Below are 23,031 nucleotides of genomic sequence, written 5' to 3' on the forward strand. Positions count from 1 at the left end.
GCGACCCACGCTGGGAAGCCCGCACGAGGCGGAGGCGTACCGATGGGACGATGCGTGCCGGGCCTCCCGTCCGGCCGCGACCGCGACGAGAGGAGCGCACGCATGCGCGCACTGACCTGGCAGGGCACCGAGAAGGTGTCCGTCGAGACCGTTCCCGACCCGACCATCCAGGAGCCCACGGACGCGATCGTCCGGATCACCTCCACGGCGATCTGCGGCTCCGATCTGCACCTGTACCGCGTCCTCGGCCCGTACATCGACAAGGGCGACGTCCTGGGCCACGAGCCGATGGGCATCGTCGAGGAGGTCGGCTCGGCCGTCACGAACCTCAAGGTCGGCGACCGCGTCGTCGTCCCCTTCAACATCTCCTGCGGCCACTGCTACATGTGCCAGCGCGGCCTGCAGTCCCAGTGCGAGACCACCCAGGTGACCGCGTACGGCAGCGGCGCCGCTCTGTTCGGCTACACCAAGATGTACGGCCAGGTCCCCGGCGGCCAGGCCGAGTACCTCCGCGTGCCGCACGCCGACTACGGCCCCATCAAGGTGCCCGACACCGGCGCCGACGACCAGTGGCTGTTCATGAGCGACATCCTGCCGACCGCGTGGCAGGCCGTGCAGTACGCGGACGTGCCCGAGGGCGGCACGCTCGCGGTGCTCGGCCTCGGCCCGGTCGGGCAGTTCGCCGCCCGCATCGGCAAGCACCTCGGCTACCGGGTGCTCGCCGTCGAGCCGGAGCAGGTCCGTCGTGACCTCGCGGCGAAGTACGACATCGAGACGTTCGACCTGTCGAAGGACCTCGTCGCGGAGCTCGTCGACCTGACCGACGGCCGTGGCCCGGACGCCGTCGTCGACGGGGTCGGCATGGAGGCGCACGGCAACCCGGTCGCCGGCTTCGCCCAGCGTGCCGCCGGCCTGCTGCCCGACAAGCTCGCGCAGAAGGCCATCGAGACCGCCGGTGTCGACCGGCTCGACGCCGTGCACACCGCGATCGACCTGGTCCGCCGCGGTGGCACCGTCTCGCTGAGCGGTGTCTACGGCGGCATGGCCGACCCGATGCCGATGATGACGCTGTTCGACAAGCAGATCACCATCCGCGAGGGCCAGTGCAACGTGAAGCGCTGGATCGACGACATCATGCCGCTCGTCGAGGACCCGTCCGACCCGCTCGGCACCCTCGACCTGACGACCCACCGGGTCTCGCTCGAGGACGCCCCGCACATGTACGAGGTCTTCCAGAAGAAGGAGGACAACTGCATCAAGGTCGTCCTCGACCCGGCACTCGCCGCCTCCTCCGCAGCATGACCCGCATCGTCGTCGTCGGCGCCACCGGGAACGTCGGGACCGCGCTGCTCCGTCGCTTCCGGGACGCCGGCGCCGACGTGGTCGGTGTCGCCCGCCGCCAGCCCGATCTGCGTGCCCAGCCGTACGACAGTGCGCTCTGGCACACGGTCGACGTCGGTGCCCCGGACGCCATCGACCGGCTGACCGCCGTGTTCCGCGGAGCCGACGCCGTCGTGCACCTGGCGTGGGCGCTGCAGCCGACGCACGACATCCCGGCGCAGCACCGCACCGACGTCCGCGGCACCGCGAACGTCCTGGCCGCCGTCGCCGCCGCGGGCGTGCCGCAGGTCGTCGTCGCGTCCTCGGTCGGCACCTACCGCGGGGTCGACGCCGACGGCAAGCGCACCCCGGTGGACGAGTCCTGGCCGACGGACGGCATCCCGACCGCCACCTACTCGATCCACAAGGCCGAGAACGAGCGGGCGATGGACGTCTTCGAGCGCGAGCACCCGGACGTCGTCGTGACCCGGCTGCGCCCCGGGCTGGTCTTCCAGCGGGACGCCGCCGCCGAGATCCGCGGGTTGTTCCTCGGACACCTGGTGCCGATGCGGATCGTGCGCTGGATCCGCTGGGCCGTGCTGCCGTTGCCGTACCCGTTCGTGTTCCAGGCCGTGCACGCCGACGACCTGGCCGACGCCTACTGGCGGGCGATCGACCGGAAGGCCGCGGGCGCGTTCAACATCGCCGCTGCCCCCGTGCTCACGCCACCGCGGATGGCGCGTGTGTTCGGGATGCTCGGCGCGGTCCGCGTGCCGCTCGGCCTGGTGCGCGGCCTCGTCACGCTCACGTGGCGGCTGCGCCTGCAGCCGACCGACGCCGGCTGGGTGGACATCGCCGCCGGGGTGCCGATCATGCGCACCGACCGGGCGCGCGAGGAGCTCGGGTGGGAGGCCCGGCACAGTGCCGAAGACGCCTTCCGTGACCTCGTGGCCGGGTTCGCCGACGAGCACGGCGTGCCGGCGTCGCCGCCGTTGCGCGGCTGAGGTCGGGCGCCCGGGTCCGCTGAAGAGCGGACTGGCGTCGCCCTCTGCGGCGGGTGAGGATACGAGTCAGTTGCAGTACGCAACTGTCTTGTGCTTCACCGACAGAGGAGTCGACATGCAGAAGTCCATCGCGGCCGCCGCCGTGGCCACCGTCATCGCCGCCGGCCTGTTCGCCGCCGCCCCCGCCTCGGCGCTCACCGCGTCGACCCGTGTGGTCGGCGGCGAGAAGGCCCCGGCGACGGCGTCGATCGTCCAGCTCCAGGCGACGGGCGGCACGATCCCCGCCGGCTACGCCAGCTCGTGCACCGGCGAGCAGATCTCCGCGTCCTGGGTCCTCACCGCCCGGCACTGCATCGACGGCATCGGGGCGATGAACGTCTACCACTCGAACTCGACGGTGAACCGCGGCACCCCGGTCGTCGTCGACCGGATCAGCGCCGCCCCCACCGGTGACGTCGCCCTGGTGCACCTGCGCACCGCGTACGCGCTGTCCTCGTACACGCCGCTGGACCTGGCCGCGACCGCGAAGTCGAGCGGCACCGGCACCATCCAGGGCTACGGCCTCCGCGCGAACGCCGTGCAGTCCGACGGGCTGTACCAGGCGTCCGTGTCCCTGACCGGGGCGAGCACCGACGCGTACGGCGGTCGGGCGCAGCACGTGACCGGCGTCTCGGGCGCCTCGAACCACGGAGACTCCGGCGGGCCGCTCATCGTCAACGGCAAGGTCGTCGGCGTGTGCTCCACCGGTGACAGCGCCGACCCGGGGGCGAACACCCGTGCCGGGTCGAACTACGCGCTGCTCGCGCAGGCGTCCTCGTGGATCCGGAGCACGACGGGCATCTGAGCGTCTTCGCCGAGCAACGGGCGTCGCGGTCGTCGACCGTGGCGCCCGTTCTGCTGTCCGGCGGCGGGGTCAGTCCGGGGCGTCCGCCCCTGCAGGGCCGGCCGTCGCGGCCTGCTCGAACAGGCCGGTCGCCAGGTCGTTGAGGACCGCGTGCAGGTCCCCGCGGTGGCCGGAGTCGACGGCGCGGAGCATGGCGGCGTAGCGCTCCCGGTAGTCCGCGACCACGGCCTCGCCGGCCGGACTGAGGCGCAGGAGCGACCCTCGTCGGTCGGACGGGTTCGGTGTGCGCTCGAGGAGTCCCGCCGTCGAGAGTCGGTCGACCATGTTCGTCACCGCGCCGGAGGTCAGGCCGAGGAACCCGGCGACCTCGGTGGGGGTGGAGTAGCCGGTGTCGCTGATGAGCACGAGCGCGCGGAGGCCGCTCTCGTGCACGCCGGCGCGGGCGCTGAGCTGCCCCACCAGGCTCGCGTTGGCGCGCACGACGGCGTCGAACGCGGCCATCAGGTCCGTCGCGTCCTTCTCGTCTCGCGTGCTCACCAGTCGTTCTCCAGATCTCTCTCGTTGCGGGAGGTTACCGGTCCGAGGCGTGCCTGCCGGACGTGGATGCGCCTCCCGTCTGCGGTGTCCCCCGCTCTGGGGGCCGCACGGCGGTTCCATCTTGTTGAACCGATGACTATCTTAATCATTGAGCAATCGGCCAGACGGAGATTGCGAACCAGACCCCCACGAACATCGAGGTACCCCGTGTCCAACCAGCTCCGCACCTCCCCGCTGAAGCGCATCCGTTTCGCACCCGTGGCGCTCCTCGCGGGCATCTTCGCCGCCGTGCTCCTCTCCCTCTCGCTCACCGGCACCCTCTCCGGGTTCGCCGCGAGCATCACCAACAGCAGCAACACCGCTGCCAGCGGCACGCTGATCATGCAGGAGCAGAACGCCAACGCGTCGGTCACCTGCCTCAGCACCGACGGCGGCTCGGTCTCCACCAACGCCGCGACCTGCTCCACCATCAACAAGTTCGGTGGCAGCACGACGATGACCCCGGGGAACACGGTCAACACCCCGATCACCATCAAGAACACCGGCACCGCAGCCGCCAGCACCTTCACCCTGACCCCGGGCGCCGCCTGCACGCAGAGCGCGAACGGCACGTCGAACGGCACCGCGACCGACCTGTGCGCGAAGATGAACCTCGTCGTCACCTCGGGCTCCACCACCGTCTTCTCCGGCACCCTCGCCAGCTTCAAGGGCGGCGCCGCGATCACCCTGCCGACCGCTCCCGCCGCCGGTGCGAGCGTCCCCTTCAACTTCGCGGTCACGCTCGACTCCTCGGCCGGCAACACCTACCAGGGCCTCGCCGCCTCGGTGCCGATGACCTGGACCTTCACCGCCTGATCCGCAGCACCCCAGACCGGCGACGCTCGACCGACCCCCCTACGGTCGAGCGTCGCCATTCACCTTGACCACGACCGACCAGGACGGAGCAGCACATGAGCCTCACCTCGGCCATCCCGCTCAGCGGGACCCTCCCGCGGCCGCTCCTCGGCGGTCGTGCGATCAGCCGCTCCGAGACCGTCCTCGCCTGGTCGGTCGCCACGATCGCGGCACTGCTCCTCACCGCCGCCGTCCTCTTCCTCACCAACGGCGGCCGCTGGTTCGTCGTCGAGACCCCGTCGATGGGCGAAGCCGCACCCGTCGGCACGCTCGTGCTCGACATGCCGGTGCAGGCGTCGTCCCTCCGGATCGGCGACATCGTGTCCTACCAGACGCCCGCGAACCCCGACGTCACCTACACGCACCGCATCGTCGCGATCGACCCCGACGGCGGCATCCACGCCCGCGGTGACGTGAACGGTGCCGAGGACCCGTGGACGCTCACCCAGGAGAACCTGGTCGGTGCCCCGGTCCTGCTCGTCCCGCACCTGGGCTGGCTCTTCCGGGCGGCTCCGATCCTCCTGATCGGCACGCTCCTGATCTGGGCACTGACCAGCGCCTTCACCGACCGGATCACCCGTGGCAGCCTGCGCATCGCGGGCAGCGCGCTCACCGTGGCGTACGCCGCGTTCCTGCTCAAGCCGTTCGTCAACGTCACGACGATCTCGAACACGTCCGCGAAGGGCACCGTCGAGGCGACCGTGGTCTCCTCCGGCATGTTCCCCGTCCGCATCGACGCGGTCGGTGGGAACACCGTGCACCTGGTCGACGGCGAGGTCGGGCGGGTCACCATCCACGAACTCTCCCACCACGGGCAGTACCAGCTGATGTCGAACATCGACCTGGACCCGATGGGCTGGGCCGCGCTCATCGCCGCCTGCCTGCTGCCGCTGCTGTTCTGCCTGGCGATCGGCCGCGTCGAGGCGGTGCGTGCCGCGTGAACCTGCACCGACTCCGCGACGGCAAGGTCGTCGCCGTCCTGCTCATCGTCGCGCTCGCGGTCGTCATCGTGCTCAACCAGTTCGCGCCGACGCGGTCCGCGTTCAGCGCGAAGGTGACCAACGGCTCGAACAGCGCCGGCACCGCCAGCTACTTCACCTGCGCGAGCGCCGTCGACGTGGACAACGCCAACGCACTGTTCACCTACCAGCTCACCGAGGCCAGCAACGCGAAGACCGCCGTCGACGACTCCGGCAAGGCCGCCAACGGCACCTACCAGGGGTCGATGACCACGGCGACGACCACCCCCAAGGCCTGCCCCCGCGACACCGGTGGCGCCTACGTGCTGGACGGGTCGTCGAGCTTCGTCTCCACGCCGATGATGTACCGCAACCCGACCACCTTCAGCGAGGAGGTCTGGTTCCGGACCACGGTCGCCGGCGGCCTGCTCATCGGGTTCGGCAGCAACCAGGTCTCCGTCTCGGGGCAGCACGACCGCCAGGTGTACCTCAACACCAGCGGGCAGCTCGTCTTCGGCACGTACAACAACACCACGCAGGTCGTCACGTCGCCCAAGGCCTACAGCGACGGAGCCTGGCACCACGTCGTCGCGACGATGTCCCCCTCGACGGGCATGCGGCTCTACGCCGACGGGGCCTTGGTCGCGTCGAACACCGCCTTCACCACCCCGGAGAACGCGACCGGGTACTTCCGCGTCGGCTACGACACGATCACCGGGTGGCCGGGCGCGGGCAACTACTACTACGCCGGCTCGATGCGGTTCGCCGCCGTGTACAGCTCGGTGCTCTCCGCGACACAGGTCGCGAACCACTACAACGCCGGGCGCTGAGGCGGGCCGCGGTCTTCCGCCAGGCCGTGGCGGTTCTCCGTAGATCGGCTGGCATGTCCATGGTGACCTGCCTGGTCCGGGCGAAGATCGCTGTGGCGTCCGGTACGAGGCCGGGTGCCGAGGGGAGATCCGTGGTGTCGTTGCGCGCAGAAGTGAAGAACGCCGCGTTCGTGCGGTCGATCAAGCTCCGGGGGTACCGCCGGATCGGCGGGCAGGGATGGGGGAAGCCGGTCGGGTCGATCACGCGCACCCTGGGGTGGACGCGGAGCGGGTTCAACGAGTACATCCAATGGGGACTGGTCAACGAGCAAGTGTCGTCGATCATCTGGGAACCGGGGTACGGCAGCAGTGTCGCGTGGTCGTTCATGAGCGGAGTCCTGCGGGACAGCGGTGCGGGTCCGGGCCGGATCCTCTCAGCGATCCTCGGCGACGAACTCGGCGAGATGGACCTCGCGGAGCTGTCGAACGGCATCGGGAACGCGCTCTCAAGCGCCGATGACCTCATGGCACGCTTCGACTCGCTGGAAGCAGTGCGGGACGTCCTGCTGGCGCACGACGACGACGACTTCACCGTTCCTTGGGGCCATCCGGGCGGTCCTGTGCAACGTGTGTTCTACGCGGCAGCCTGCGAGGTCGTCGCGAGTGAGCGACCGGATGAGGAACTCGTCCGGTCGTCGATCGCGACCCTCCGGGGCCGCGGCTACCCGGAGGCATCAGGGCGCGCGAAGCGCCTCGAAACCGCGTTCCTGCGGAAGGTCGGCCAGAGCGCCTCGGTGCTCGACGGATAGGCGTTCCACACGCCGGCGACCGAGCGGATCCCATCACCAGATCGGCACCTCGTCGGTGCCGCGCGCCAGACTGGGGGCATGGCACGGAAGACCGGCGTCACGGCGCCCCGCATCACGCTCACCGAACCGACGGACCTGGAGGACTGGACGCCCGGCCCCGGCGACGTCCTGACCGGCGACCGCATCGAGGGCAAGCGCATCGGCGTCCTCGACCTGTCCGGTGAGCGCCTGCCCGACCTGGAGGTCGAGGAGTGCGTCATCGAGACCCTCCGCGCCGGCGACGCCGAACTCCGTGGCTTCCGGATCCGCGACAGCGTGGTCGAGGTCCTCGACGCCCCCGTGCTCCGCGCCGTCAGCGGTGCCTGGCGGGAGGTCCGGATCGCCGGGGGCCGGGTCGGCTCGGCCGAACTGCACGACAGCTCGCTCGCCAGCGTCGAGTTCGTCGGCCTGAAGCTCGGGTTCGTCAACCTCCGCGCCTCGACGCTCACCGACGTGGTCTTCCGCGACTGCGTCATCGACGAGATCGACATCGCGGACGCCCGACTGCTGCGGGTGTCGTTCCCGGGCAGCACCGTCCGGGAGTTCGCGGGCACGAACACCCGCATCGAGGACGTCGACCTGCGGGGCGCCGACCTCGACCGACTCGAGCGGCTGGACGGTCTGCGCGGTGCGACGATCGGCGGCGAGCAGCTGTTCACGCTCGCCCCGCTGCTGGCCGCCCAGGCCGGCTACCGGGTCGAGTGACCGACGCACTCGCGCCCACCGACCTGCTCGGGCAGTGGGTGCTCGAGCGGACCGTGCACGACCGGCTGGCCGACCTGCGCGGCACCGTCACCGGCACGACCGAGCTCACGACGGTCGACGACGACACCGTGCGCTGGCACGAGGACGGCACGATGGTCCTCGGCGACCGCACGACCCCGGTGTGGCGGACATTGACGGTCCGGCGCGACCGAGCAGACCCGGACGGCCGGTGGCGGGTCTGCTTCGTCGACGGGCGCCCGTTCCACGACTGGGTGTGGGGCACGCAGGTCGAGCACGTCTGCGCCCCCGACGACTACACCGGTCTGCTCGCCGGGACACCCGAGCGGTGGACCGTCCGCTGGCACGCACGGGGCCCGGCGAAGGACCTGCTCCTCGCGAGCACGCTGACGCCGACGGGGTGACGGCCGGTCGGGACGCGATCGCGCGGTGCCCGCTCGGAGGTGCATACTGGACTCGTCATCCGACCCGGCAGTGGGGCTTGCCGGACCCAACCTCGACGTCCGTCGACAACAGTCCCTATCTCAGCTGGTCGCGTTCCGACGCGCCTGAGGTAGGGAGAGCCATGTCCGAACCCGTGGGGATCGACCCCGACATCGACGACGCGTCGCTGTCGCCGGCCACGTCCGCGACACCGCGACCGGTGCACCTGCGGTGGCGCTACCTCGGCCTCGTGGCGGTCGGTGGTGCGATCGGCACCGCCGCGCGCGAAGCGATCAGCACGGCGTTCCCGGCGCAACAGGGGGTGTCGTGGGCGGTCTTCTGGATCAACGTCGCTGGTGCACTCCTGCTGGGGCTGCTGCTCGAGCACCTCGCCCGTCGGGGCGCTGATACGGGCCGCCGCCGCACGATGCGGCTCCTGCTCGGCACCGGAGTCCTCGGCGGCTTCACCACGTACAGCACCCTCGCGACGAGCACGGCGGTGCTGTTCCGCGACGGCCGCGGCCTCGACGGGACCGGGTACGCGCTGCTGACCGTGCTCTCCGGTGCCGTCGCGACCGGCGTCGGCATCGCCGTCGCCGGCCGGATCCGGTCGAACGGAGCGCGGGCATGAGCGCGGTGGTCTTCCTCGGCGTCGCGGCTGCCGGCGGCCTCGGTGCGGCGCTGCGCTTCTTGCTGGACGGGGCGGTCAACCGTGGGCGGGAGTTCCGGATCCCGGTCGGGACGCTGACGATCAACGTCACCGGTTCGTTCCTCCTGGGCGTCGTGACCGGCGCCGCCGGGCACCTCGGTGTCGTGCCGGTCGCGGTCCTCGGCACCGGGCTCCTGGGCGGCTACACGACGTTCAGCACCGCCAGTTTCGAGACCGTCCGCCTGGCCCGCAGCGGCCGCACCACGGCCGCCGCGGTCAACGGGCTCGGGATGCTCGTGGTGTCGGTGGCCGCTGCTGCCGCGGGTGTCGCGCTCGGCGCCCTCACCTGACCGGGAGGGACGCATCGACTGCCTCCGCTGCGCACCCCAGGACCGCGGCCGCGATGTCCGCCTGCAGCAGGTCGCCGGGCACGTCGGCCCGCCCGAACGCGTCGACCGCCAGCACCCTGCGCCGGCGTGTCTTGTAGCCCTCGACACCACCCCACCCGGAGATGGCCGCCCGCCGGTGCGGCCGCGGGCTGGGGCGGCGGCGGGCCAGCCGCGGCTGAATCGACGCGTCGATGACGGCCGGCATCGACCGTCTCCGTGAGTGCACCCGAGCCGTTCCGGGCCCGCGCTCGAAGGTTGCGAGAATGGGGCCGTGCCAGGACTTGATCGCCTCATCTACGTCGACGACTCGGGGCGGCCGCAGTCGGGGCTGGTCGTCTACGGGTGGATCGAGTTGGCCCCAGATCGATGGGCGGGGGTTCTGCGAGACTGGCTCGATCTGCGGAAGCGGCTGTGGCGTGAGTCGGGGATCCCGGTCACCCAAGAGCTGCACACGGTCGACTACGTCAACGGCCGTGGCAGGATCTCGCGCAAGTTCCCCGAGCGACACAGGCACAACGGCGTGGACTACTGGAAAGACTTCGGGCGCGAGGTCGCGGAAGAGTGCCTCGAGACCTTGCGCTGCGCGCAGGGCTTGCGCGTCGGCGCCGTCTACCGGAACGGTCCTCCGGAAGAGTTCGCGCAGACCCGGCAGCAGGCGTACACGGCCTTGGTTTCCCGTGTGGAGCACGAGCTTGAGCAGTCGAACTCGTTGGCCATGATCTTCATGGATGGCGATGGGTCGGACCCTACCTACCGATCGACGCATCGATCGCTCAAGCTGGACAAGCGTCGCGTCATCGAGGACGCCATCCACCTTGATTCACAACAGTCGCAGCTGGAGCAGATGGCAGATCTGGTCGCATGGAGCGCGAACGCGTACCTCGATCAGCACGACAGGAACCAGTTTGCTCAGCAGTGGTACGAGAAGTACCTTGCCGAGCGTGATCCTGCCCGCGGACCGCAGCAGATCTGACTCCGGACACAGCGAGACCCCCTTGGCCCGCGTGTGCGGAGGGGGTCTGCGAGGTCAACTATAGCGCCTACCTCCTACCATCGGCAGCTCCGGCCGCGAAGCGCTTGGAGCGATGATGTCCGACAGCCGACCAGCCATCGAGGCTGGCGTTCGATGCAGGTGGTCCTGGTTCCATCCTCGCAGCAGCAGCAGCAGCAGCAGCAGCAGCAGCAGCAGCAGCTGACGCCGCTGGCGTCGGTCGACACAGCGGGTAGCGACGACCTCGCCGGAGGTCAGGGCCAGTCGGAAGCCGACCGTGTCGTCATCGGTGACGGGCGAGGCGGACGCGGCCACGATCCTCCCGTCCGTCACGGTGACCCCGTACCGGGCGACCTCCTGGTGTCCGACCCTGACCAGCTCGCGGGGTGCGGTGCCCTCCTGCCCCAGCAGGTCGTGAACGCCCGCGGCGGACAGGCCGGCGGGACCCCCGCCGACGACGATGACGTCGAAGTGTGCAGACATGAGGCGATCCTCGGTCGCCCGTGACCGAAGCGGCAAGTGCTGTTGCCAGTGTGGCAAGATCAACGCATGACATCCGGCCGGGAGGCACGCCCCACCGAACCGACGACGGCCGACGTCGTCGACGCGGTCGGCCCGCGCCTCCGGGCGCTCCGCACCCGACGCGACGTCACCCTCGCGGCACTCGCAGAGCGGACCGGGATCTCGATCAGCACCCTGTCGCGCCTGGAGTCGGGGCAGCGGAAGCCCACCCTGGAACTGCTGCTGCCGCTGGCACGCGCGTACCAGGTGCCGCTCGACGACCTGGTCGGGGCACCGGCGACCGGGGACCCGCGGGTGCACCTCAAGCCGGAGCGGCACGGCCGCCGCGTGGTGATCCCGCTGACGAAGCGGACCGGGGGAGTGCGGTCGTTCAAGCAGCTCATCGAACCGAACGACCTCGGCTCGGACACGACGCTGAAGACGCACGAGGGCTACGAGTGGCTCTACGTGCTCTCGGGTCGGCTCCGACTGGCGCTCGGCGACGAGGTGTTCGACCTCGGCCCGGGCGAGGTCGCCGAGTTCGACACCCACACCCCGCACTGGGTCGGCAACGTCTCGGACCAGGTGACCGAGGTGCTCTGCCTGTACGGGCCGCAGGGGGAGCGGGCGCACGTGCGGTCGAAGCCAGCCTGAACGGCGCCCGCAGAACGCAACATCGGCGACGAACCACAACGCGATCGCGTTGCGTGTCGGCGCCGACGTTGCGTGTTGCGGTCAGGCGACGGCGGCGCGGTACCGCTCGAGCACCTCGGGGTGCGGGTCCGCCGGGATCGACGTCGTGGGGATCGACCAGCCGGGGAGCTCCCCGGTGACGACCCACGCCGCCTGTCGTGCAGCACCCGCGGCGACGTACTCGCCGGGTTCGGGCACCAGGACCTCGCGGCCGAAGACCTGCGCCGCGACGACGCGGACCGCCTCGTTCTGCGCGGCCCCACCGATGAGCAGCAGCCGCTCCACGGTGACGCCGGTGCGCTCCACCGCGGCCAGTCCGTCGGCGAGGGCGCAGAGCATGCCCTCCACCGCGGCACGGGCCAGGTGCGCCCGGTCCGTCGTGCCGGGCGTCATGCCGAGCAGCGACGCGGTGGCATCCGGCCGGTTCGGGGTGCGCTCACCGACGAAGTACGGCACCAGGACGAGCCCGTCGGCGCCGGCCGGAGCCTGCAGCGCCAGCCGACCGAGTTCGGCGTGGTCGACACCGAGCAGGCCGCCGATCACCTCGAGCACCCGCGCCGCGTTCAGCGTGGTGACGATCGGCAGGCGGGAGCCCGTGGCGTCGGCGAACCCGGCGACGGTGCCGGACGGGTCCGCGATCGCGGTGTCGGTGACACCGAACACGGTGCCGCTCGTGCCGAGGGACACCGCGACGTCGCCGGCGGCCAGGCCGAGTCCGAGCGCGGCGCCGGCGTTGTCCCCGGCGCCCGCCGTGACGACGAGCCCACGGGAGGCCCGTGCACCGCCCGGCAGGTCGACGTCCTGCTCGAGGGTCCCCATCGCCTCGGCCGGCTCCACCACGCGCGGCACGACGACCGCGTCCCCGTCGTCGCCGGTCTCGGCGACCCGGAGCGGGCGGCCGAGCGCGAGCTCGAACAGCTCCGCGTCGTACTCGCGGCGTGCCGGGTCCCAGTAGGCGGTGCCGCTGGCGTCGGAGCCGTCGGTCGCGAGCGCGTCCAGGTCCGGGCCGAGCGGGCTCTCGTCCGCCGGGCCGTAGCCGCGGAGGCGCCAGGACAGCCAGTCGTGCGGCAGGGCGACGGCCGCGACCTCGGCCGCGTGCGAGGGCTCGGCGTCGCGGAGCCAGCGCAGCTTCGTGGCGGTGAACGAGGCCACCGGGACCAGACCCGTGCGGGCGACCCATGCCTCCCGGCCGAGTTCCTCGACCATCTCGGCAGCGGCGGCCGCACTGCGGACGTCGTTCCAGAGCAGGGCCGGGCGGATCACGCGACCGTCGGCGTCGAGCACGACCATGCCGTGCTGCTGCCCGCCGATGCCGATCGCGGCGACGTCGTCCAGGCCGCCGGCGTCGGCGACCGCGGTGCCGAGGGCGTCCCACCAGGCGGCGGGGTCGACTTCGGTGCCGTCGGGGTGCGTGGCGCGGCCGGAGCGCACGACCTCGCCGGTGGCGGCGCGGCGGACGACCACCTTGCAGGACTGCGTGGACGAGTCGACCCCGGCGACGAGGAGGTCCTCGTCACCGGGGTCGGTCGCGCTGGAGGCGAGATCAGCCACGAGCGCCCATGAGGTGCTCGACGGCGAGCTGCTGCAGCCGGACGAAGCCGAAGCCCTTGCCGCCGAAGTAGGCGTCGGTGTCGAAGCCCTCGTACGCCGAGGTGTCGGCGAGGAGCGCGTCGTAGCTCTCGCCCGGGTTCAGCGTCGGCTTGGCGAGCTCGGAGACCTTGGCGGCCTCGAGCGCTGCCTGGACCTCGGGGTCGGCGCGGAAGGCCTGCGCGCGCTCCTTGAGGAGCAGGTACATGCGCATGTTCGCGGCGGCCGAGTCCCAGACGCCCGTGATGTCCTCGGTGCGGGACGGCTTGTAGTCGAAGTGACGGGGGCCGTCGTAGGCGCGGCCACCCTGCGGGGCACCGTGCTCGAGCAGGTCGACGAGCGAGAACGCGTTCTGCAGGTCGCCGTGACCGAAGACGAGGTCCTGGTCGTACTTGATGCCGCGCTGACCGTTGAGGTCGATGTGGAAGAGCTTGCCCGAGTACAGCGCCTGGGCGATGCCGGCGGTGAAGTTCAGGCCCGCCATCTGCTCGTGGCCGACCTCGGGGTTCACACCGAACAGCTCGGGGCGCTCGAGGGTGTCGATGAACGCGATCGCGTGGCCGAGGGTCGGCAGCAGGATGTCGCCGCGGGGCTCGTTCGGCTTCGGCTCGATGGCGAACTTGATGCCGTAGCCCTTGTCGGTGACGTACTGGGCGAGCAGGTTCACGGCCTCGCGGTAGCGCTCGAGGGCTGCCTGGACGTCCTTGGCGGCGTCGTACTCGGCGCCTTCACGGCCACCCCACATGACGAAGGTCTCGGCGCCGAGCTCGGCGGCGAGGTCGACGTTGCGGAGCACCTTGCGGAGGGCGAAACGGCGGACCTCGCGGTCGTTCGAGGTGAAGCCGCCGTCCTTGAAGACCGGGGCGGAGAAGAGGTTCGTGGTCACCATCGGGACGACGAGGCCGGTCGACTCGAGCGCGCCCTTGAGGCGGTCGATCTGGGTCTGCCGCTCGGCGTCGGTCGAGCCGAACGCGAACAGGTCGTCGTCGTGGAAGGTGAGGCCGTAGGCGCCGAGCTCGTCGAGCTTCTCGACCGCCTCGACCACGTCGAGCTGGGGGCGCGTCGGGCCGCCGAAGGGGTCCGAGCCGTTGTAACCGATGGTCCAGAGACCGAAGGAGAACTTGTCGTCGCGGGTGGGCTGCACTGCCATGGGGGTCTGCCGATCGTCGTCGAGCGGATTTGTTGTCAGCGAGAACATATCCCGTCCATCCGGCGTCCGCAACCCCCGTCCGCGCCTCCGTCGCTGTGAGGACGGTCATCGGATGGCCACCCGCTGTTCGACCCGACGCCGCGAACCGGACGAGCGCGCGGGGCGGTCCGTTCACCCCGCGCGCGGAGGCTCCTGCAGGTACCGCGTCCGCCACGACGCCGGGACCGCATCGACCACGACGAAGGAGCCCCGATGAGCCGGCCGAAGCCCGAGCAGCACGCACCCGACGTCACCCTGGGCGCGGCACCGCCGCTCGCTCCCGGCGCCACGCACCCCGCCGCCGTCCGACACGGCGTCAGCCGCCGGACGGTGCTGCTCGGCGGTGCGGCCGCCATCGCCGCGGGCGTCGCCGCCGGGTCACTGACGGGAGGCCCGTCCTCCGACACCGCGCAGGCCGCGGCTCCGCGACACGGTCGGCACCGGTCGATCAAGGACGTCCAGCACGTCGTCGTGCTCATGCAGGAGAACCGCTCGTTCGACCACTACTACGGCACCTTCCCCGGCGTCCGCGGCTTCGGCGACAAGCAGGCCGTCGAACTGCCCGGCGGCACCGACGTCTTCGCCCAGCCCGACCCCACCCGCACCGACGGCGGCGTCCTGCTGCCGTTCCCGCTCGACTCCGCGAACCACGACGCCCAGAACGCCGGCGGCCTCGACCACTCGTGGGGTGGCGGACACACCGCGTGGAACGGCGGCGCGTGGAACCGCTGGGTCACCGCGAAGAGCGGGCAGACGATGGGCTACTTCACCGGCGAGGACCTGCCGTTCCACCACGCGCTGGCCTCGGCGTTCACCGTCGCCGACCACTACCACGCGTCGCTCATCGGACCGACGACCCCGAACCGGCTGTTCCAGTGGTCCGGCACGATCAACCCGCAGGGCGGACTCGGCGGCCCGGCGACCGACAACCCCGACGACTACCTGCCCGTCTACCACTGGACGACCTACCCGGAGCGGCTGCAGCAGGCCGGCGTGACGTGGAAGACCTACGCGAACGCCGAGGTCGGCGATGACGGCACCCATCCCTACGTCGGCGACTACGGTGACAACCCGCTCTGGCTGTTCCAGCAGTACCACGACGCCCTGGCCTCGAAGGACCCCGCGGTGCACGACCTGGCCGACCGCGGCGGGCTGCACGACGGGTGGCTGCCGGACTCCGGCAAGGGCCTGGACGTGCAGCACCTGCTCAGCGACTTCGGCCGTGACGCCGCCGCGAACACGCTGCCCGCCGTCTCGTTCGTCGTCGCGCCCTACGGCTGGAGCGAACACCCCGCCGCGAGCCCCGACTACGGCGCCCACTACACGAACGCGGTGATCCAGGCGCTGATGAGCAACCCGGACACCTGGGCAAGCACCGTCCTGCTCATCAACTACGACGAGAACGACGGCTACTTCGACCACGTGCTGCCGCCGCTCGCCGAACCCGGGACGCCCGACGAGTACGTCGCGGGACTGCCGGTCGGCTACGGCACCCGCGTCCCGCTCACCGTCGTCTCGCCGTGGTCCCGCGGCGGATGGGTCGACTCGCAGGTGTTCGACCACACCTCGGTCATCCGCTTCCTCGAGACCTGGACCGGTGTCCACGAGCCGAACATCTCCGCCTGGCGCCGGACCATCTCCGGCGACCTGACCTCGTGCTTCGACTTCGCGAACCCGGACTTCTCGATCCCCACCCCGGCCGAGGTCCCGCCGCTCAGCGAGACGCAGAAGCTCGTCGCCGCGGCCGACGCCGACCGTGGCAAGCCGAAGGTCACCGAGCCCGCCGTCGGTGCCCAGCATCGGCCGACGCAGGAGCCCGGCACCTCGACGCGGCACCGTTCCCTGCCCTACCGGCAGTCCGCCGACGTCTCCGTCGATCGGACCCGTGGCGTCGTGACTCTGACGATGCGGAACGACGGACGGCAGGGTGTCTCGCACCAGGTCTTCCCGAACACGGGGCTGCCGTTCGTGTCCAGCCCGCACACCGTCGCCGCCCGTTCGACCGCTGCCTACGAGTGGGACACCGCAGCGCACGACGGCGCCTACGACTTCAGCGTCTACGGCCCGGACCGCTTCCTCCGCCGGTTCGCCGGGAAGGTCGTCGCCGGCTCCGACCGGGACCTGGCACTGCCGGAGGTCACGGCGACGCCGCGCACCGGTCGCGACGCCGGACTGCTCCTGCGACTCGGCAACGGCGGGCGGAAGCCGGTGCGGTTCACGCTCGCCTCGAACGACTTCGTGGAGCACCACGAGACCGTCGTGCTCGCCGGACGGCACTCGGACGCGGTGCGGTGGCCGCTCGACGCGTGGGGCTACTACGACGTCGTGGTGACGGCCGACGACGGTACCGGGTTCCGGTACCGGTTCGCGGGTCGGGTGGAGTGACCCGGCGCGGGGTGGTGGCCATCAGGGATCAGGGCACGCCCATCGGATGAGTGAGCCACTTCTGGCGTGAAGGCGCTCGGGCCGGGCTCATCAGAGACTTGGCAGGGGGGTGTGACGGCCAGCGAAGGTTGTAGTCGCGGAACCTCGTCCAGTTGATGTTCCGCTGCTGACTTGCTCCGACTCGTGTGTTCAGCCAGGCTGGGCAGGGGGTTCGGCAGTCGGATCCACTCGTCGTGGGGGCGAGGGCGAGGGCGAGGGGACGCTGATGACGTCAGTTCAATTCGATCGCCGACGCGCTTCTGCTGCAGACCCTCTCGCGCTGCATGCGGTGTTGCCGTGACGGGGCGTCGAACGATCCGTCGATCTGCCCTCGTTGCAGCACTCGCTGGAGCTGCACTCCTGCTCACGAGCTGTCACCAAGGACCTTCCATGGAACCGAGCGAAGCGAAGACCGCCATCCGCACCGTCGTCGACCGCACGACGGCCGCCGTCGGCGGCAACTGGACGGTGCGGAGTGGCCCGGCGTTGAGCATGTGTCCGGGCTCTGCTGACGACCGCGGCGTCACGTACAAGCTCATCCTCGACCGCGACGGAGCCGGGGACCGCGAGGCCGACCTCGCGGAGGTGCAGAAGTCGTGGGAGGCCGAGGGCATGACCACCCGGCGGTACGAGAGCAGGGGCGAGCACCCGATCACGAGCGTCATCGGCCACGGCGGGCCGACCACGTCCATCCAGCTGCTCACCCGCGAGGACGGGTACAGCCTGACCGGGGTGTCGGAGTGCGCCGACGGCGACTTCGACAAGATGGTGCTCGAGAACGACTTCTGAGATCGTCCTGCCGGCACCGGCACTCGTCCACAGATCCGCTGCGGAGCCGACGGCACCCTGACCCGCCCTGGGATACTCGGCACATGTCCATCGACCCCGCGGAACGGTCCGGCTCGCGCCCCACGCTCGAGGCCATCGCGCGCCGGGCGTCGGTGTCCCCGGCCACCGTGTCGAAGGTCCTCAACGGCCGCCCCGGCGTGTCCGGACCCACCCGGGAGCGCGTCGAACACCTGCTCGCCGCCTCCGGCTACGCCCAGCGCGACACCCCGCCCGGCCCCGGCTCGCTCGTCGAACTCGTCGTCGAGGACCTGGCCAGCGAGTGGTCGATCGAGATCGTCCGCGGGGTCGAATCCGTCGCCCGCGAGCACGGGTACGCCCTGTCGCTCTCCGCCCTCGGCCCGGACCACGCCGTCGGCGAGGACTGGATCACCGGCGTCCTGCACCGCCGACCCGCGGCGATCGTGCTGCAGTTCTCCGCGCTCACCGCGGGCCGCCGCGACCAGCTCCGTGCCCGCGGCATCCCGTTCACGGTCGTCGACCCGGTCGGTGACCCGCCCGCCGACGTCCCCGTCGTGGGTGCGACGAACACCGCCGGGGGAGCGGCCGCGACCCAGCACCTGCTGGACCTCGGTCACACGCACATCGCGGCGATCGCCGGACCGCTCGACATGGCCTGCGCGGTCGACCGGTTGGTCGGGCACCGGGCAGCGCTCGCCGCAGCCGGACGGGAGGCCCGCCCCACCGCCGCCACGCCCGTCCCGTCCGATGCGCCCGAACCGTCCGTCGTCGTCGCGCGGTTCAGCCGGGAGGACGGCGAACGCGCGGCCCGCGAGCTGCTGGCTGCCGACCCCCGGCCGACGGCGATCGTCACCGGCAACGACCTGCAGGCCCTCGGCGTGCTCGACGCCGCACGGTCGCTCGCGCTGCGGGTGCCGGAGGACCTGTCCGTCGTCGGGTTCGACGACGTCGCTCCCGCACGGTGGGCACGGCCCGCACTGACGACGATCCGGCAGCCATTGCAAGAGATGGCGGAGCGGGCGACCCGGATGGCGTTGCGCCAGCACGCCGGTGCGGGTGCGGACGAGGACGCGGGTGCGGACGAGCACGCGGGTGGCGCGCCGGGCGAGCCGGTCCGGGTCGAGCTCGCCACGACGCTCGTGGTCCGCGACTCGACGGCCGCACCCGGTGTCGGGACGGGGGACGAGCCTCCCGTCCGTGACCACGTGCTGGCCGACGAGCGCCGTGACGTGACCACCGTCGAGATCATCGGCGGGCCCGAAGCGCTGCGCGTCGGACTGCACGAGTACGACCCGGCCTGGGCGATGACGTTCGCGGAGCACCGGGAGCGGATCCTCCGCGCGGTCGGCCCGCTCGACGTGCGGGTCGAGCACATCGGGTCGACCTCGGTGCCGGGGCTCGCCGCCAAGCCGATCGTCGACCTGGTCGTCGTCGTGCCGGACGTCACGGACGAGTCCGCGTACCTCGAACCGCTGCTGGGCGCCGGGTACGAGCTGCGGGTCCGGGAGCCCGGCCACCGCCTGGTGCGGACGCCGGCGCGGGACGTCCACGTGCACGTCTACGAACGTGGCGCGACCGCGGTCGAGGACTACCTGCTGCTGCGTGACCGATTGCGGAGCGATCCGGACGACCGGGCGCTCTACGAGCAGACGAAGCGGGCGCTGCTGAGCGGGACGTGGGACGACATGAACGACTACGCGGACGCGAAGACCGACGTGATCCGTGCCGTGATGGATCGTGCGCGGGCAGCGGCTACGTTACCCGGGTAACGCCAGGTTTCCGCCGATGCCGCAACGCGAGCGTGCTACGGGTTGACACGAGTAAACCCACGCCGTCACACTGACTGCACGCTCCGTCGGACCCGGCGGTGTGCAACGACGCACAGGAGGACAGCACATGACGTTCACCCTCGGCATGGTCGGTGCCGGCCAGTTCTCGTCCCACTTCGCCGCACTGTTCCAGCTGCACCCGGGCATCTCGGCCGTGTACGCCACCGACGTCATCGAGGGCCGTGCGCAGCGCCTGGTCGACGACCTCGGCCTCGCCGGCACGTACGCCGACCTGGACGCGATGCTCGCCGACCCCGCGATCGACGCCGTCGCCGTCTTCACCCAGCGGTGGACGCACGGGCCGATCGTCGCCCGGGCGCTGCAGGCCGGCAAGCACGTGTACTCCGCGGTCCCGATGGCGGTGACGCAGGCGGAGATCGCCGAGGTCATCGACCTGGTGTCCGCCACCGGGCTGACGTACATGATGGGTGAGACCAGCCAGTACAACCCGGCGACGGTCTTCGCACGCCAGAAGGCCGAGCAGGGTGCGTTCGGCCGGGTGTTCTACGCCGAGGGCGACTACCTGCACGACATGGACCTCGGGTTCTACGACGCGTACAAGTACAGCGGTGGCGACGACTGGAAGGCCACCGCCAGCTACCCGCCGATGTGGTACCCGACGCACGCGATCGGTGGCGTCCTGGGTGCCATGCCCCGTCACGCGACGAGCGTCAGCTGCATCGGTGTGCGCGACGACCGCGACGACGGGGTGTTCGACAAGCAGGTCAGCATGTTCGACAACGACTTCTCGAACATGACCGCGCTGTTCGAGCTCGACGGCGGCGGGTCCATGCGCATCAACGAGTTCCGCCGCGTCGGCTACCCGTCCCCGATCCGTGAGAGCCGCTTCCGCTGGTTCGGCACCGAGGGCAGCTTCGAACAGCTCGCGGAGACCTCGGTCTGGCAGGACAAGAACGGCGTGCAGGACGTCTCCGACCTGCTCGCCTCGGAGCCCGCGATCGGTCTGGACGACCCGCTGCTGGCGGACATCGCGCCGTCCCTGCGCGAAGCCTTCAGCTCCGAGCACGCGAAGGTCCACCAGGCGGAGGCCGAGCGCCTGCCGTCCGAGTTCGACGTCGCCCCGGACGGACACGAGGGCAGCCACCGGTTCCTGGTCGACGACTTCGTCCGCGCGGTCGCCGGTGGCACGCTGCCCACCGTCAACGCCTGGGTCGCAGCGCGGTACACGCTCCCCGGACTGATCGCGTTCCAGTCCGCCCTGCAGGACGGCGCACGGCTGCCGATCCCCGACTTCGGGGACGCCCCGGTGCCCGTCGGGTCGCCGCTGCCGGTCCGGAGCGCATCGTCCGGAGCATGACCGGCCGGGCGGCGCGAGCGCGTGCGCGCCGCCCTAGGCTGGCCTCCGTGCGGAGCAGCAGGGCATGACCGACCGGACGCCGGCGCCACGGAAGGCGACCCGACGGGACGTCGCCCGGCTCGCCGGAGTGAGCGACGCGGTCGTCAGCTACACCCTGAACGGCACGGCGCCGGTCGCCGCCGCGACGGCGGAACGGGTCCTGGCCGCCGTCGAACAGCTCGGCTACCGGCCGAACCAGGCCGCACGCGCCCTGCGCTCCGGCTCCGCCGACACGCTCGCCTTCCTGGTGCCGAGCAGCAGCGACCCCGTCTTCACCAACCCGTTCTTCGGTGAGTACGCCTCCACCCTGGAGGCTGCTGCTCGCGACCGCGGGTTCGCCCTGTACACGACGGCCACGTCCTTCCACCCCGACGAGGTGCTCGCCCGGTTCCGCGAGTTCGCCGCCCGTCAGATCGACGGAGTGCTCGTGCTTGCTGGCGACACCCCGCTCGACAGCGCCGCCCTCGACCGTGTCGGCCTGCCGTGGATCGCCCTCAACGTGGCCACCCGGGAGCGCGGGGTCGCCAGCCTCGGCACCGACCTCCGCGCGGGGGCGGTCGCGACGACGACGCACCTGCTCGAGCACGGCCACGGATCCGTCGGGTTCGTCGGTCAGGACGACCCGAGCGAGCCGCGGTACATCGGGTGGCTGCAGGCCTGCGCCGCCGCCGGGGTGCCGGCCGGACCGTTCGTCGCGGCCGAGGTCACCCGCCCGGGCGGTCGGGACGCCGGGCACCGGATCGTCGACGACCGGGCAGCGGACCCGGGTCGGGCGCCGCGGGCGTTCTTCGTCGCGTCCGACCGGACCGCGGTGGGTGTGCTGCGGGCCTTCCACGAGCGCGGCGTCCGGGTGCCGGAGGACATCGCGATCGCGTCCTTCGACGGCTCCTCGGAAGCGGAGTACGCCTGGCCGGGCCTGACCACCTTCCGGCAGCCGGTCGACGAGATGGCGCGGAGTGCGGTCACGCGGCTGCTGGCGCGCGACCGTGACCACGCGCACGAACTGTTCCCCGGCGAGCTCGTCCTCCGACGCTCGTGCGGGTGTCCCGACGCAGGTCGCTGACGACGGGAGGCGGCCCACCGGACCGGTGACCGCCTCCCGTCATCCGCATGCGGACCGAGCCATCAGTGCCGGTCGCGCCGACGCACGAGGCGGACGACGATGCCCGCGACGACCCCACCGACGATCGGCGCGACGATGAACGCCCACAGCTGCCCGAGCGGCACCGCACCGCCGTAGACCGCGGTCGCGATCGAGCGTGCCGGGTTCACCGAGGTGTTGCTGATCGGGATGCTGACCAGGTGGATCAGGGTGAGCGTCAGCCCGATGCCGATCGGGGCGAGCGCCTGGTACTCCTGCTTCGCCGTGACGGACAGGATGACGGCGACGAAGACACCGGTGAGCACGGCCTCGGCGAGCAGCACGGACCCGAGCCCGAAACCGCCGGGGCTCGAGGCGCCGAAGCCGTTCGACGCGAAGCCGGAGTCGACCGCCGCGCTGAACGCGCCCTGCTTGCCGGACAGGACGGCGGCGATGACGCTCGTGGCTGCGAGCCCGCCCAGGACCTGGGACACCAGGTACCCGGGGACGTGGCGGCCGTCGGTGCGTCCGGCCGCGAGCAGGCCGAGGGTCACCGCGGGGTTGAAGTGGCCACCGGAGATGTGGCCGACGGCGGCGATGCCGGCCATCACGGCGAGGCCGAACGCCAGCGCGACACCGAGGAACCCGACACCGGTCTGGTTGTCCGTCGTGCTCGGGAACCCCGCGGTGAACAGCGCCGTACCGACACCGCCCAGGACGAGCAGGAAGGTGCCGAAGAACTCGGCCAGGTACCGGGCACCGGGGGACCAGGCGGCAGCGTCTTCTCGGCGCTGCTCGGAGGTCGACGTGCTGACGGGTTCACGATCGCGGGCCACTGGTGTTCCTCTCGCTGGTCTCTGTGCGGAGTGGTGTTCTTCTGGGGGAGGGGGGGGCGGTCAGCGGCGGTTGCGGGCGGCCTTGACGAGCTTCTTGCCGAACTTCTTGCGTGCCTTGCGGGCGCGGGGGTCGTTCCAGATCCGGCGGGCGGTCTCGCGCTTCGACGACCCGCCGTTCTTGACGACCGGTCGGTTGGACCGGGAGCCCAGGAAGAAGCCGATGAGGGTGATCACACCGGTGACGATGAGGCGGTTGCGCATTGGGGTACTCCTTGTCGATGGTGCTCCGAGCACGGCCGGTCGGCCGGTCCCGCGTCACCCGGTCGCTCGACCGCGG

Annotated in this window: 25 protein-coding genes; 18 read left to right on the plus strand and 7 right to left on the minus strand. The window is 71.4% G+C overall.

Going from position 1 to position 23,031, the window contains the following annotated elements; translation table 11 throughout:
• Positions 1 to 102 precede the first annotated feature (102 nt).
• From QCD68_RS05020 to QCD68_RS05030, 3 genes are all read left to right on the plus strand, one after another.
• Positions 103 to 1,302 (plus strand): zinc-dependent alcohol dehydrogenase, encoded by a 1,200-nt coding sequence (locus QCD68_RS05020; protein ID WP_301222249.1) that lies wholly within the window; start codon positions 103 to 105, stop codon positions 1,300 to 1,302.
• A complete protein-coding gene (locus tag QCD68_RS05025) occupies positions 1,299 to 2,324 on the plus strand; it encodes an NAD-dependent epimerase/dehydratase family protein (protein WP_301222250.1) in 1,026 nt (341 codons plus the stop codon). The genes QCD68_RS05020 and QCD68_RS05025 overlap by 4 nt, the downstream gene beginning before the upstream one ends.
• Before the next feature lie 115 nt (positions 2,325 to 2,439).
• Positions 2,440 to 3,168, plus strand: coding sequence for a S1 family peptidase (locus QCD68_RS05030; RefSeq protein WP_301222251.1), 729 nt, complete (start codon positions 2,440 to 2,442; stop codon positions 3,166 to 3,168).
• Positions 3,169 to 3,237: 69 nt separating this feature from the next.
• Here the strand turns inward: QCD68_RS05030 and QCD68_RS05035 are convergent, their stop codons facing one another.
• Positions 3,238 to 3,705, minus strand: coding sequence for a MarR family winged helix-turn-helix transcriptional regulator (locus tag QCD68_RS05035; RefSeq protein ID WP_301222252.1), 468 nt, complete (start codon positions 3,703 to 3,705; stop codon positions 3,238 to 3,240).
• A gap of 207 nt (positions 3,706 to 3,912) precedes the next feature.
• Here QCD68_RS05035 and QCD68_RS05040 point away from each other — a divergent pair, with 207 nt between their 5' ends.
• The 8 genes from QCD68_RS05040 to QCD68_RS05075 all read left to right on the plus strand — a co-directional run bounded on the left by QCD68_RS05040 (position 3,913) and on the right by QCD68_RS05075 (position 9,360).
• Positions 3,913 to 4,560, plus strand: coding sequence for a hypothetical protein (locus QCD68_RS05040; RefSeq protein ID WP_111075140.1), 648 nt, complete (start codon positions 3,913 to 3,915; stop codon positions 4,558 to 4,560).
• 95 nt (positions 4,561 to 4,655) lie between these two features.
• A complete protein-coding gene (locus QCD68_RS05045) occupies positions 4,656 to 5,540 on the plus strand; it encodes a S26 family signal peptidase (protein ID WP_253466429.1) in 885 nt (294 codons plus the stop codon).
• Positions 5,537 to 6,388 (plus strand): LamG domain-containing protein, encoded by an 852-nt coding sequence (locus QCD68_RS05050; RefSeq protein ID WP_301222253.1) that lies wholly within the window; start codon positions 5,537 to 5,539, stop codon positions 6,386 to 6,388. The genes QCD68_RS05045 and QCD68_RS05050 overlap by 4 nt, the downstream gene beginning before the upstream one ends.
• Before the next feature lie 53 nt (positions 6,389 to 6,441).
• Complete coding sequence (locus QCD68_RS05055; RefSeq protein ID WP_146248155.1) at positions 6,442 to 7,176, plus strand: hypothetical protein; 735 nt, start codon at positions 6,442 to 6,444, stop codon at positions 7,174 to 7,176.
• Positions 7,177 to 7,254: 78 nt separating this feature from the next.
• Entirely contained in the window at positions 7,255 to 7,920 is a 666-nt protein-coding gene (locus tag QCD68_RS05060; protein WP_221849833.1) for a pentapeptide repeat-containing protein, read from the plus strand.
• Positions 7,917 to 8,342, plus strand: coding sequence for a DUF6314 family protein (locus QCD68_RS05065; RefSeq protein WP_301222254.1), 426 nt, complete (start codon positions 7,917 to 7,919; stop codon positions 8,340 to 8,342). The genes QCD68_RS05060 and QCD68_RS05065 overlap by 4 nt, the downstream gene beginning before the upstream one ends.
• A 161-nt stretch (positions 8,343 to 8,503) precedes the next feature.
• Positions 8,504 to 8,992 (plus strand): fluoride efflux transporter FluC, encoded by a 489-nt coding sequence (locus tag QCD68_RS05070; RefSeq protein ID WP_301222255.1) that lies wholly within the window; start codon positions 8,504 to 8,506, stop codon positions 8,990 to 8,992.
• The gene (locus QCD68_RS05075; RefSeq protein WP_301222256.1) at positions 8,989 to 9,360 is read left to right on the plus strand and encodes a fluoride efflux transporter FluC; all 372 of its coding nucleotides are present in this window, start codon (positions 8,989 to 8,991) and stop codon (positions 9,358 to 9,360) included. Before QCD68_RS05070 ends, QCD68_RS05075 begins: the two co-directional genes overlap by 4 nt.
• Here QCD68_RS05075 and QCD68_RS05080 read toward each other — a convergent pair.
• Entirely contained in the window at positions 9,353 to 9,604 is a 252-nt protein-coding gene (locus QCD68_RS05080; protein WP_301222257.1) for a hypothetical protein, read from the minus strand. The two genes, QCD68_RS05075 and QCD68_RS05080, sit on opposite strands and share 8 nt — an antisense overlap.
• A gap of 66 nt (positions 9,605 to 9,670) precedes the next feature.
• On the opposite strand from QCD68_RS05080, the gene QCD68_RS05085 reads away from it, so the two are divergent.
• Complete coding sequence (locus QCD68_RS05085) at positions 9,671 to 10,372, plus strand: DUF3800 domain-containing protein (RefSeq protein ID WP_301222258.1); 702 nt, start codon at positions 9,671 to 9,673, stop codon at positions 10,370 to 10,372.
• Positions 10,373 to 10,426: 54 nt separating this feature from the next.
• On the opposite strand, the gene QCD68_RS05090 is transcribed toward QCD68_RS05085, so the two are convergent.
• Complete coding sequence (locus tag QCD68_RS05090) at positions 10,427 to 10,873, minus strand: hypothetical protein (RefSeq protein ID WP_301222259.1); 447 nt, start codon at positions 10,871 to 10,873, stop codon at positions 10,427 to 10,429.
• Between the two features lie 66 nt (positions 10,874 to 10,939).
• Between QCD68_RS05090 and QCD68_RS05095 the strand changes: the two genes are divergently transcribed.
• The gene (locus QCD68_RS05095; RefSeq protein ID WP_301222260.1) at positions 10,940 to 11,545 is read left to right on the plus strand and encodes a helix-turn-helix domain-containing protein; all 606 of its coding nucleotides are present in this window, start codon (positions 10,940 to 10,942) and stop codon (positions 11,543 to 11,545) included.
• Between the two features lie 81 nt (positions 11,546 to 11,626).
• Here the strand turns inward: QCD68_RS05095 and xylB are convergent, their stop codons facing one another.
• Positions 11,627 to 13,135: a xylulokinase gene (gene xylB / locus QCD68_RS05100; protein ID WP_301222261.1), complete on the minus strand. Its 1,509-nt coding sequence runs from the start codon at positions 13,133 to 13,135 to the stop codon at positions 11,627 to 11,629.
• Positions 13,128 to 14,321, minus strand: a complete 1,194-nt coding sequence (gene xylA, locus QCD68_RS05105; protein ID WP_301222262.1) for a xylose isomerase — start codon at positions 14,319 to 14,321, stop codon at positions 13,128 to 13,130. The genes xylB and xylA overlap by 8 nt, the downstream gene beginning before the upstream one ends.
• Before the next feature lie 252 nt (positions 14,322 to 14,573).
• Between xylA and QCD68_RS05110 the strand changes: the two genes are divergently transcribed.
• The 5 genes from QCD68_RS05110 to QCD68_RS05135 all read left to right on the plus strand — a co-directional run bounded on the left by QCD68_RS05110 (position 14,574) and on the right by QCD68_RS05135 (position 21,840).
• On the plus strand, positions 14,574 to 16,745 hold the full coding sequence (locus tag QCD68_RS05110; protein ID WP_301222263.1) for a phosphocholine-specific phospholipase C: 2,172 nt from the start codon (positions 14,574 to 14,576) through the stop codon (positions 16,743 to 16,745).
• A gap of 429 nt (positions 16,746 to 17,174) precedes the next feature.
• Positions 17,175 to 17,573, plus strand: coding sequence for a hypothetical protein (locus QCD68_RS05115; protein ID WP_301222264.1), 399 nt, complete (start codon positions 17,175 to 17,177; stop codon positions 17,571 to 17,573).
• Positions 17,574 to 17,656: 83 nt separating this feature from the next.
• The gene (locus tag QCD68_RS17485) at positions 17,657 to 19,360 is read left to right on the plus strand and encodes a GrpB family protein (protein ID WP_367316827.1); all 1,704 of its coding nucleotides are present in this window, start codon (positions 17,657 to 17,659) and stop codon (positions 19,358 to 19,360) included.
• Positions 19,361 to 19,487: 127 nt separating this feature from the next.
• Positions 19,488 to 20,738 (plus strand): Gfo/Idh/MocA family protein, encoded by a 1,251-nt coding sequence (locus tag QCD68_RS05130; protein WP_301222265.1) that lies wholly within the window; start codon positions 19,488 to 19,490, stop codon positions 20,736 to 20,738.
• Positions 20,739 to 20,802: 64 nt separating this feature from the next.
• On the plus strand, positions 20,803 to 21,840 hold the full coding sequence (locus QCD68_RS05135; RefSeq protein WP_301222266.1) for a LacI family DNA-binding transcriptional regulator: 1,038 nt from the start codon (positions 20,803 to 20,805) through the stop codon (positions 21,838 to 21,840).
• 62 nt (positions 21,841 to 21,902) lie between these two features.
• Here the strand turns inward: QCD68_RS05135 and aqpZ are convergent, their stop codons facing one another.
• Complete coding sequence (aqpZ, locus tag QCD68_RS05140) at positions 21,903 to 22,694, minus strand: aquaporin Z (protein WP_111075124.1); 792 nt, start codon at positions 22,692 to 22,694, stop codon at positions 21,903 to 21,905.
• A 60-nt stretch (positions 22,695 to 22,754) separates the two neighbouring features.
• A complete protein-coding gene (locus QCD68_RS05145; protein ID WP_301222267.1) occupies positions 22,755 to 22,955 on the minus strand; it encodes a hypothetical protein in 201 nt (66 codons plus the stop codon).
• Positions 22,956 to 23,031 lie beyond the last annotated feature (76 nt).

This window comes from Curtobacterium sp. PsM8 (genome assembly GCF_030433875.1).
In the GTDB taxonomy this organism is placed as follows: domain Bacteria; phylum Actinomycetota; class Actinomycetes; order Actinomycetales; family Microbacteriaceae; genus Curtobacterium.

What these genes read in the sequence shown, in the direction of transcription:
- QCD68_RS05055 (WP_146248155.1), top strand. Translation starts at nt 6,442, where the DNA reads ATGTCCATGGTGACCTGCCTGGTCCGGGCGAAGATCGCTGTGGCGTCC.
- QCD68_RS05095 (WP_301222260.1), top strand. Translation starts at nt 10,940, where the DNA reads ATGACATCCGGCCGGGAGGCACGCCCCACCGAACCGACGACGGCCGAC.
- QCD68_RS05090 (WP_301222259.1), bottom strand. Translation starts at nt 10,873, where the DNA reads ATGTCTGCACACTTCGACGTCATCGTCGTCGGCGGGGGTCCCGCCGGC.
- QCD68_RS05110 (WP_301222263.1), top strand. Translation starts at nt 14,574, where the DNA reads ATGAGCCGGCCGAAGCCCGAGCAGCACGCACCCGACGTCACCCTGGGC.
- QCD68_RS05135 (WP_301222266.1), top strand. Translation starts at nt 20,803, where the DNA reads ATGACCGACCGGACGCCGGCGCCACGGAAGGCGACCCGACGGGACGTC.
- QCD68_RS05130 (WP_301222265.1), top strand. Translation starts at nt 19,488, where the DNA reads ATGACGTTCACCCTCGGCATGGTCGGTGCCGGCCAGTTCTCGTCCCAC.
- QCD68_RS05045 (WP_253466429.1), top strand. Translation starts at nt 4,656, where the DNA reads ATGAGCCTCACCTCGGCCATCCCGCTCAGCGGGACCCTCCCGCGGCCG.
- QCD68_RS05060 (WP_221849833.1), top strand. Translation starts at nt 7,255, where the DNA reads ATGGCACGGAAGACCGGCGTCACGGCGCCCCGCATCACGCTCACCGAA.
- QCD68_RS05075 (WP_301222256.1), top strand. Translation starts at nt 8,989, where the DNA reads ATGAGCGCGGTGGTCTTCCTCGGCGTCGCGGCTGCCGGCGGCCTCGGT.
- QCD68_RS05080 (WP_301222257.1), bottom strand. Translation starts at nt 9,604, where the DNA reads ATGCCGGCCGTCATCGACGCGTCGATTCAGCCGCGGCTGGCCCGCCGC.
- xylA (WP_301222262.1), bottom strand. Translation starts at nt 14,321, where the DNA reads ATGGCAGTGCAGCCCACCCGCGACGACAAGTTCTCCTTCGGTCTCTGG.
- QCD68_RS05070 (WP_301222255.1), top strand. Translation starts at nt 8,504, where the DNA reads ATGTCCGAACCCGTGGGGATCGACCCCGACATCGACGACGCGTCGCTG.
- QCD68_RS17485 (WP_367316827.1), top strand. Translation starts at nt 17,657, where the DNA reads ATGTCCATCGACCCCGCGGAACGGTCCGGCTCGCGCCCCACGCTCGAG.
- QCD68_RS05145 (WP_301222267.1), bottom strand. Translation starts at nt 22,955, where the DNA reads ATGCGCAACCGCCTCATCGTCACCGGTGTGATCACCCTCATCGGCTTC.
- QCD68_RS05115 (WP_301222264.1), top strand. Translation starts at nt 17,175, where the DNA reads ATGGAACCGAGCGAAGCGAAGACCGCCATCCGCACCGTCGTCGACCGC.
- QCD68_RS05030 (WP_301222251.1), top strand. Translation starts at nt 2,440, where the DNA reads ATGCAGAAGTCCATCGCGGCCGCCGCCGTGGCCACCGTCATCGCCGCC.
- QCD68_RS05025 (WP_301222250.1), top strand. Translation starts at nt 1,299, where the DNA reads ATGACCCGCATCGTCGTCGTCGGCGCCACCGGGAACGTCGGGACCGCG.
- QCD68_RS05020 (WP_301222249.1), top strand. Translation starts at nt 103, where the DNA reads ATGCGCGCACTGACCTGGCAGGGCACCGAGAAGGTGTCCGTCGAGACC.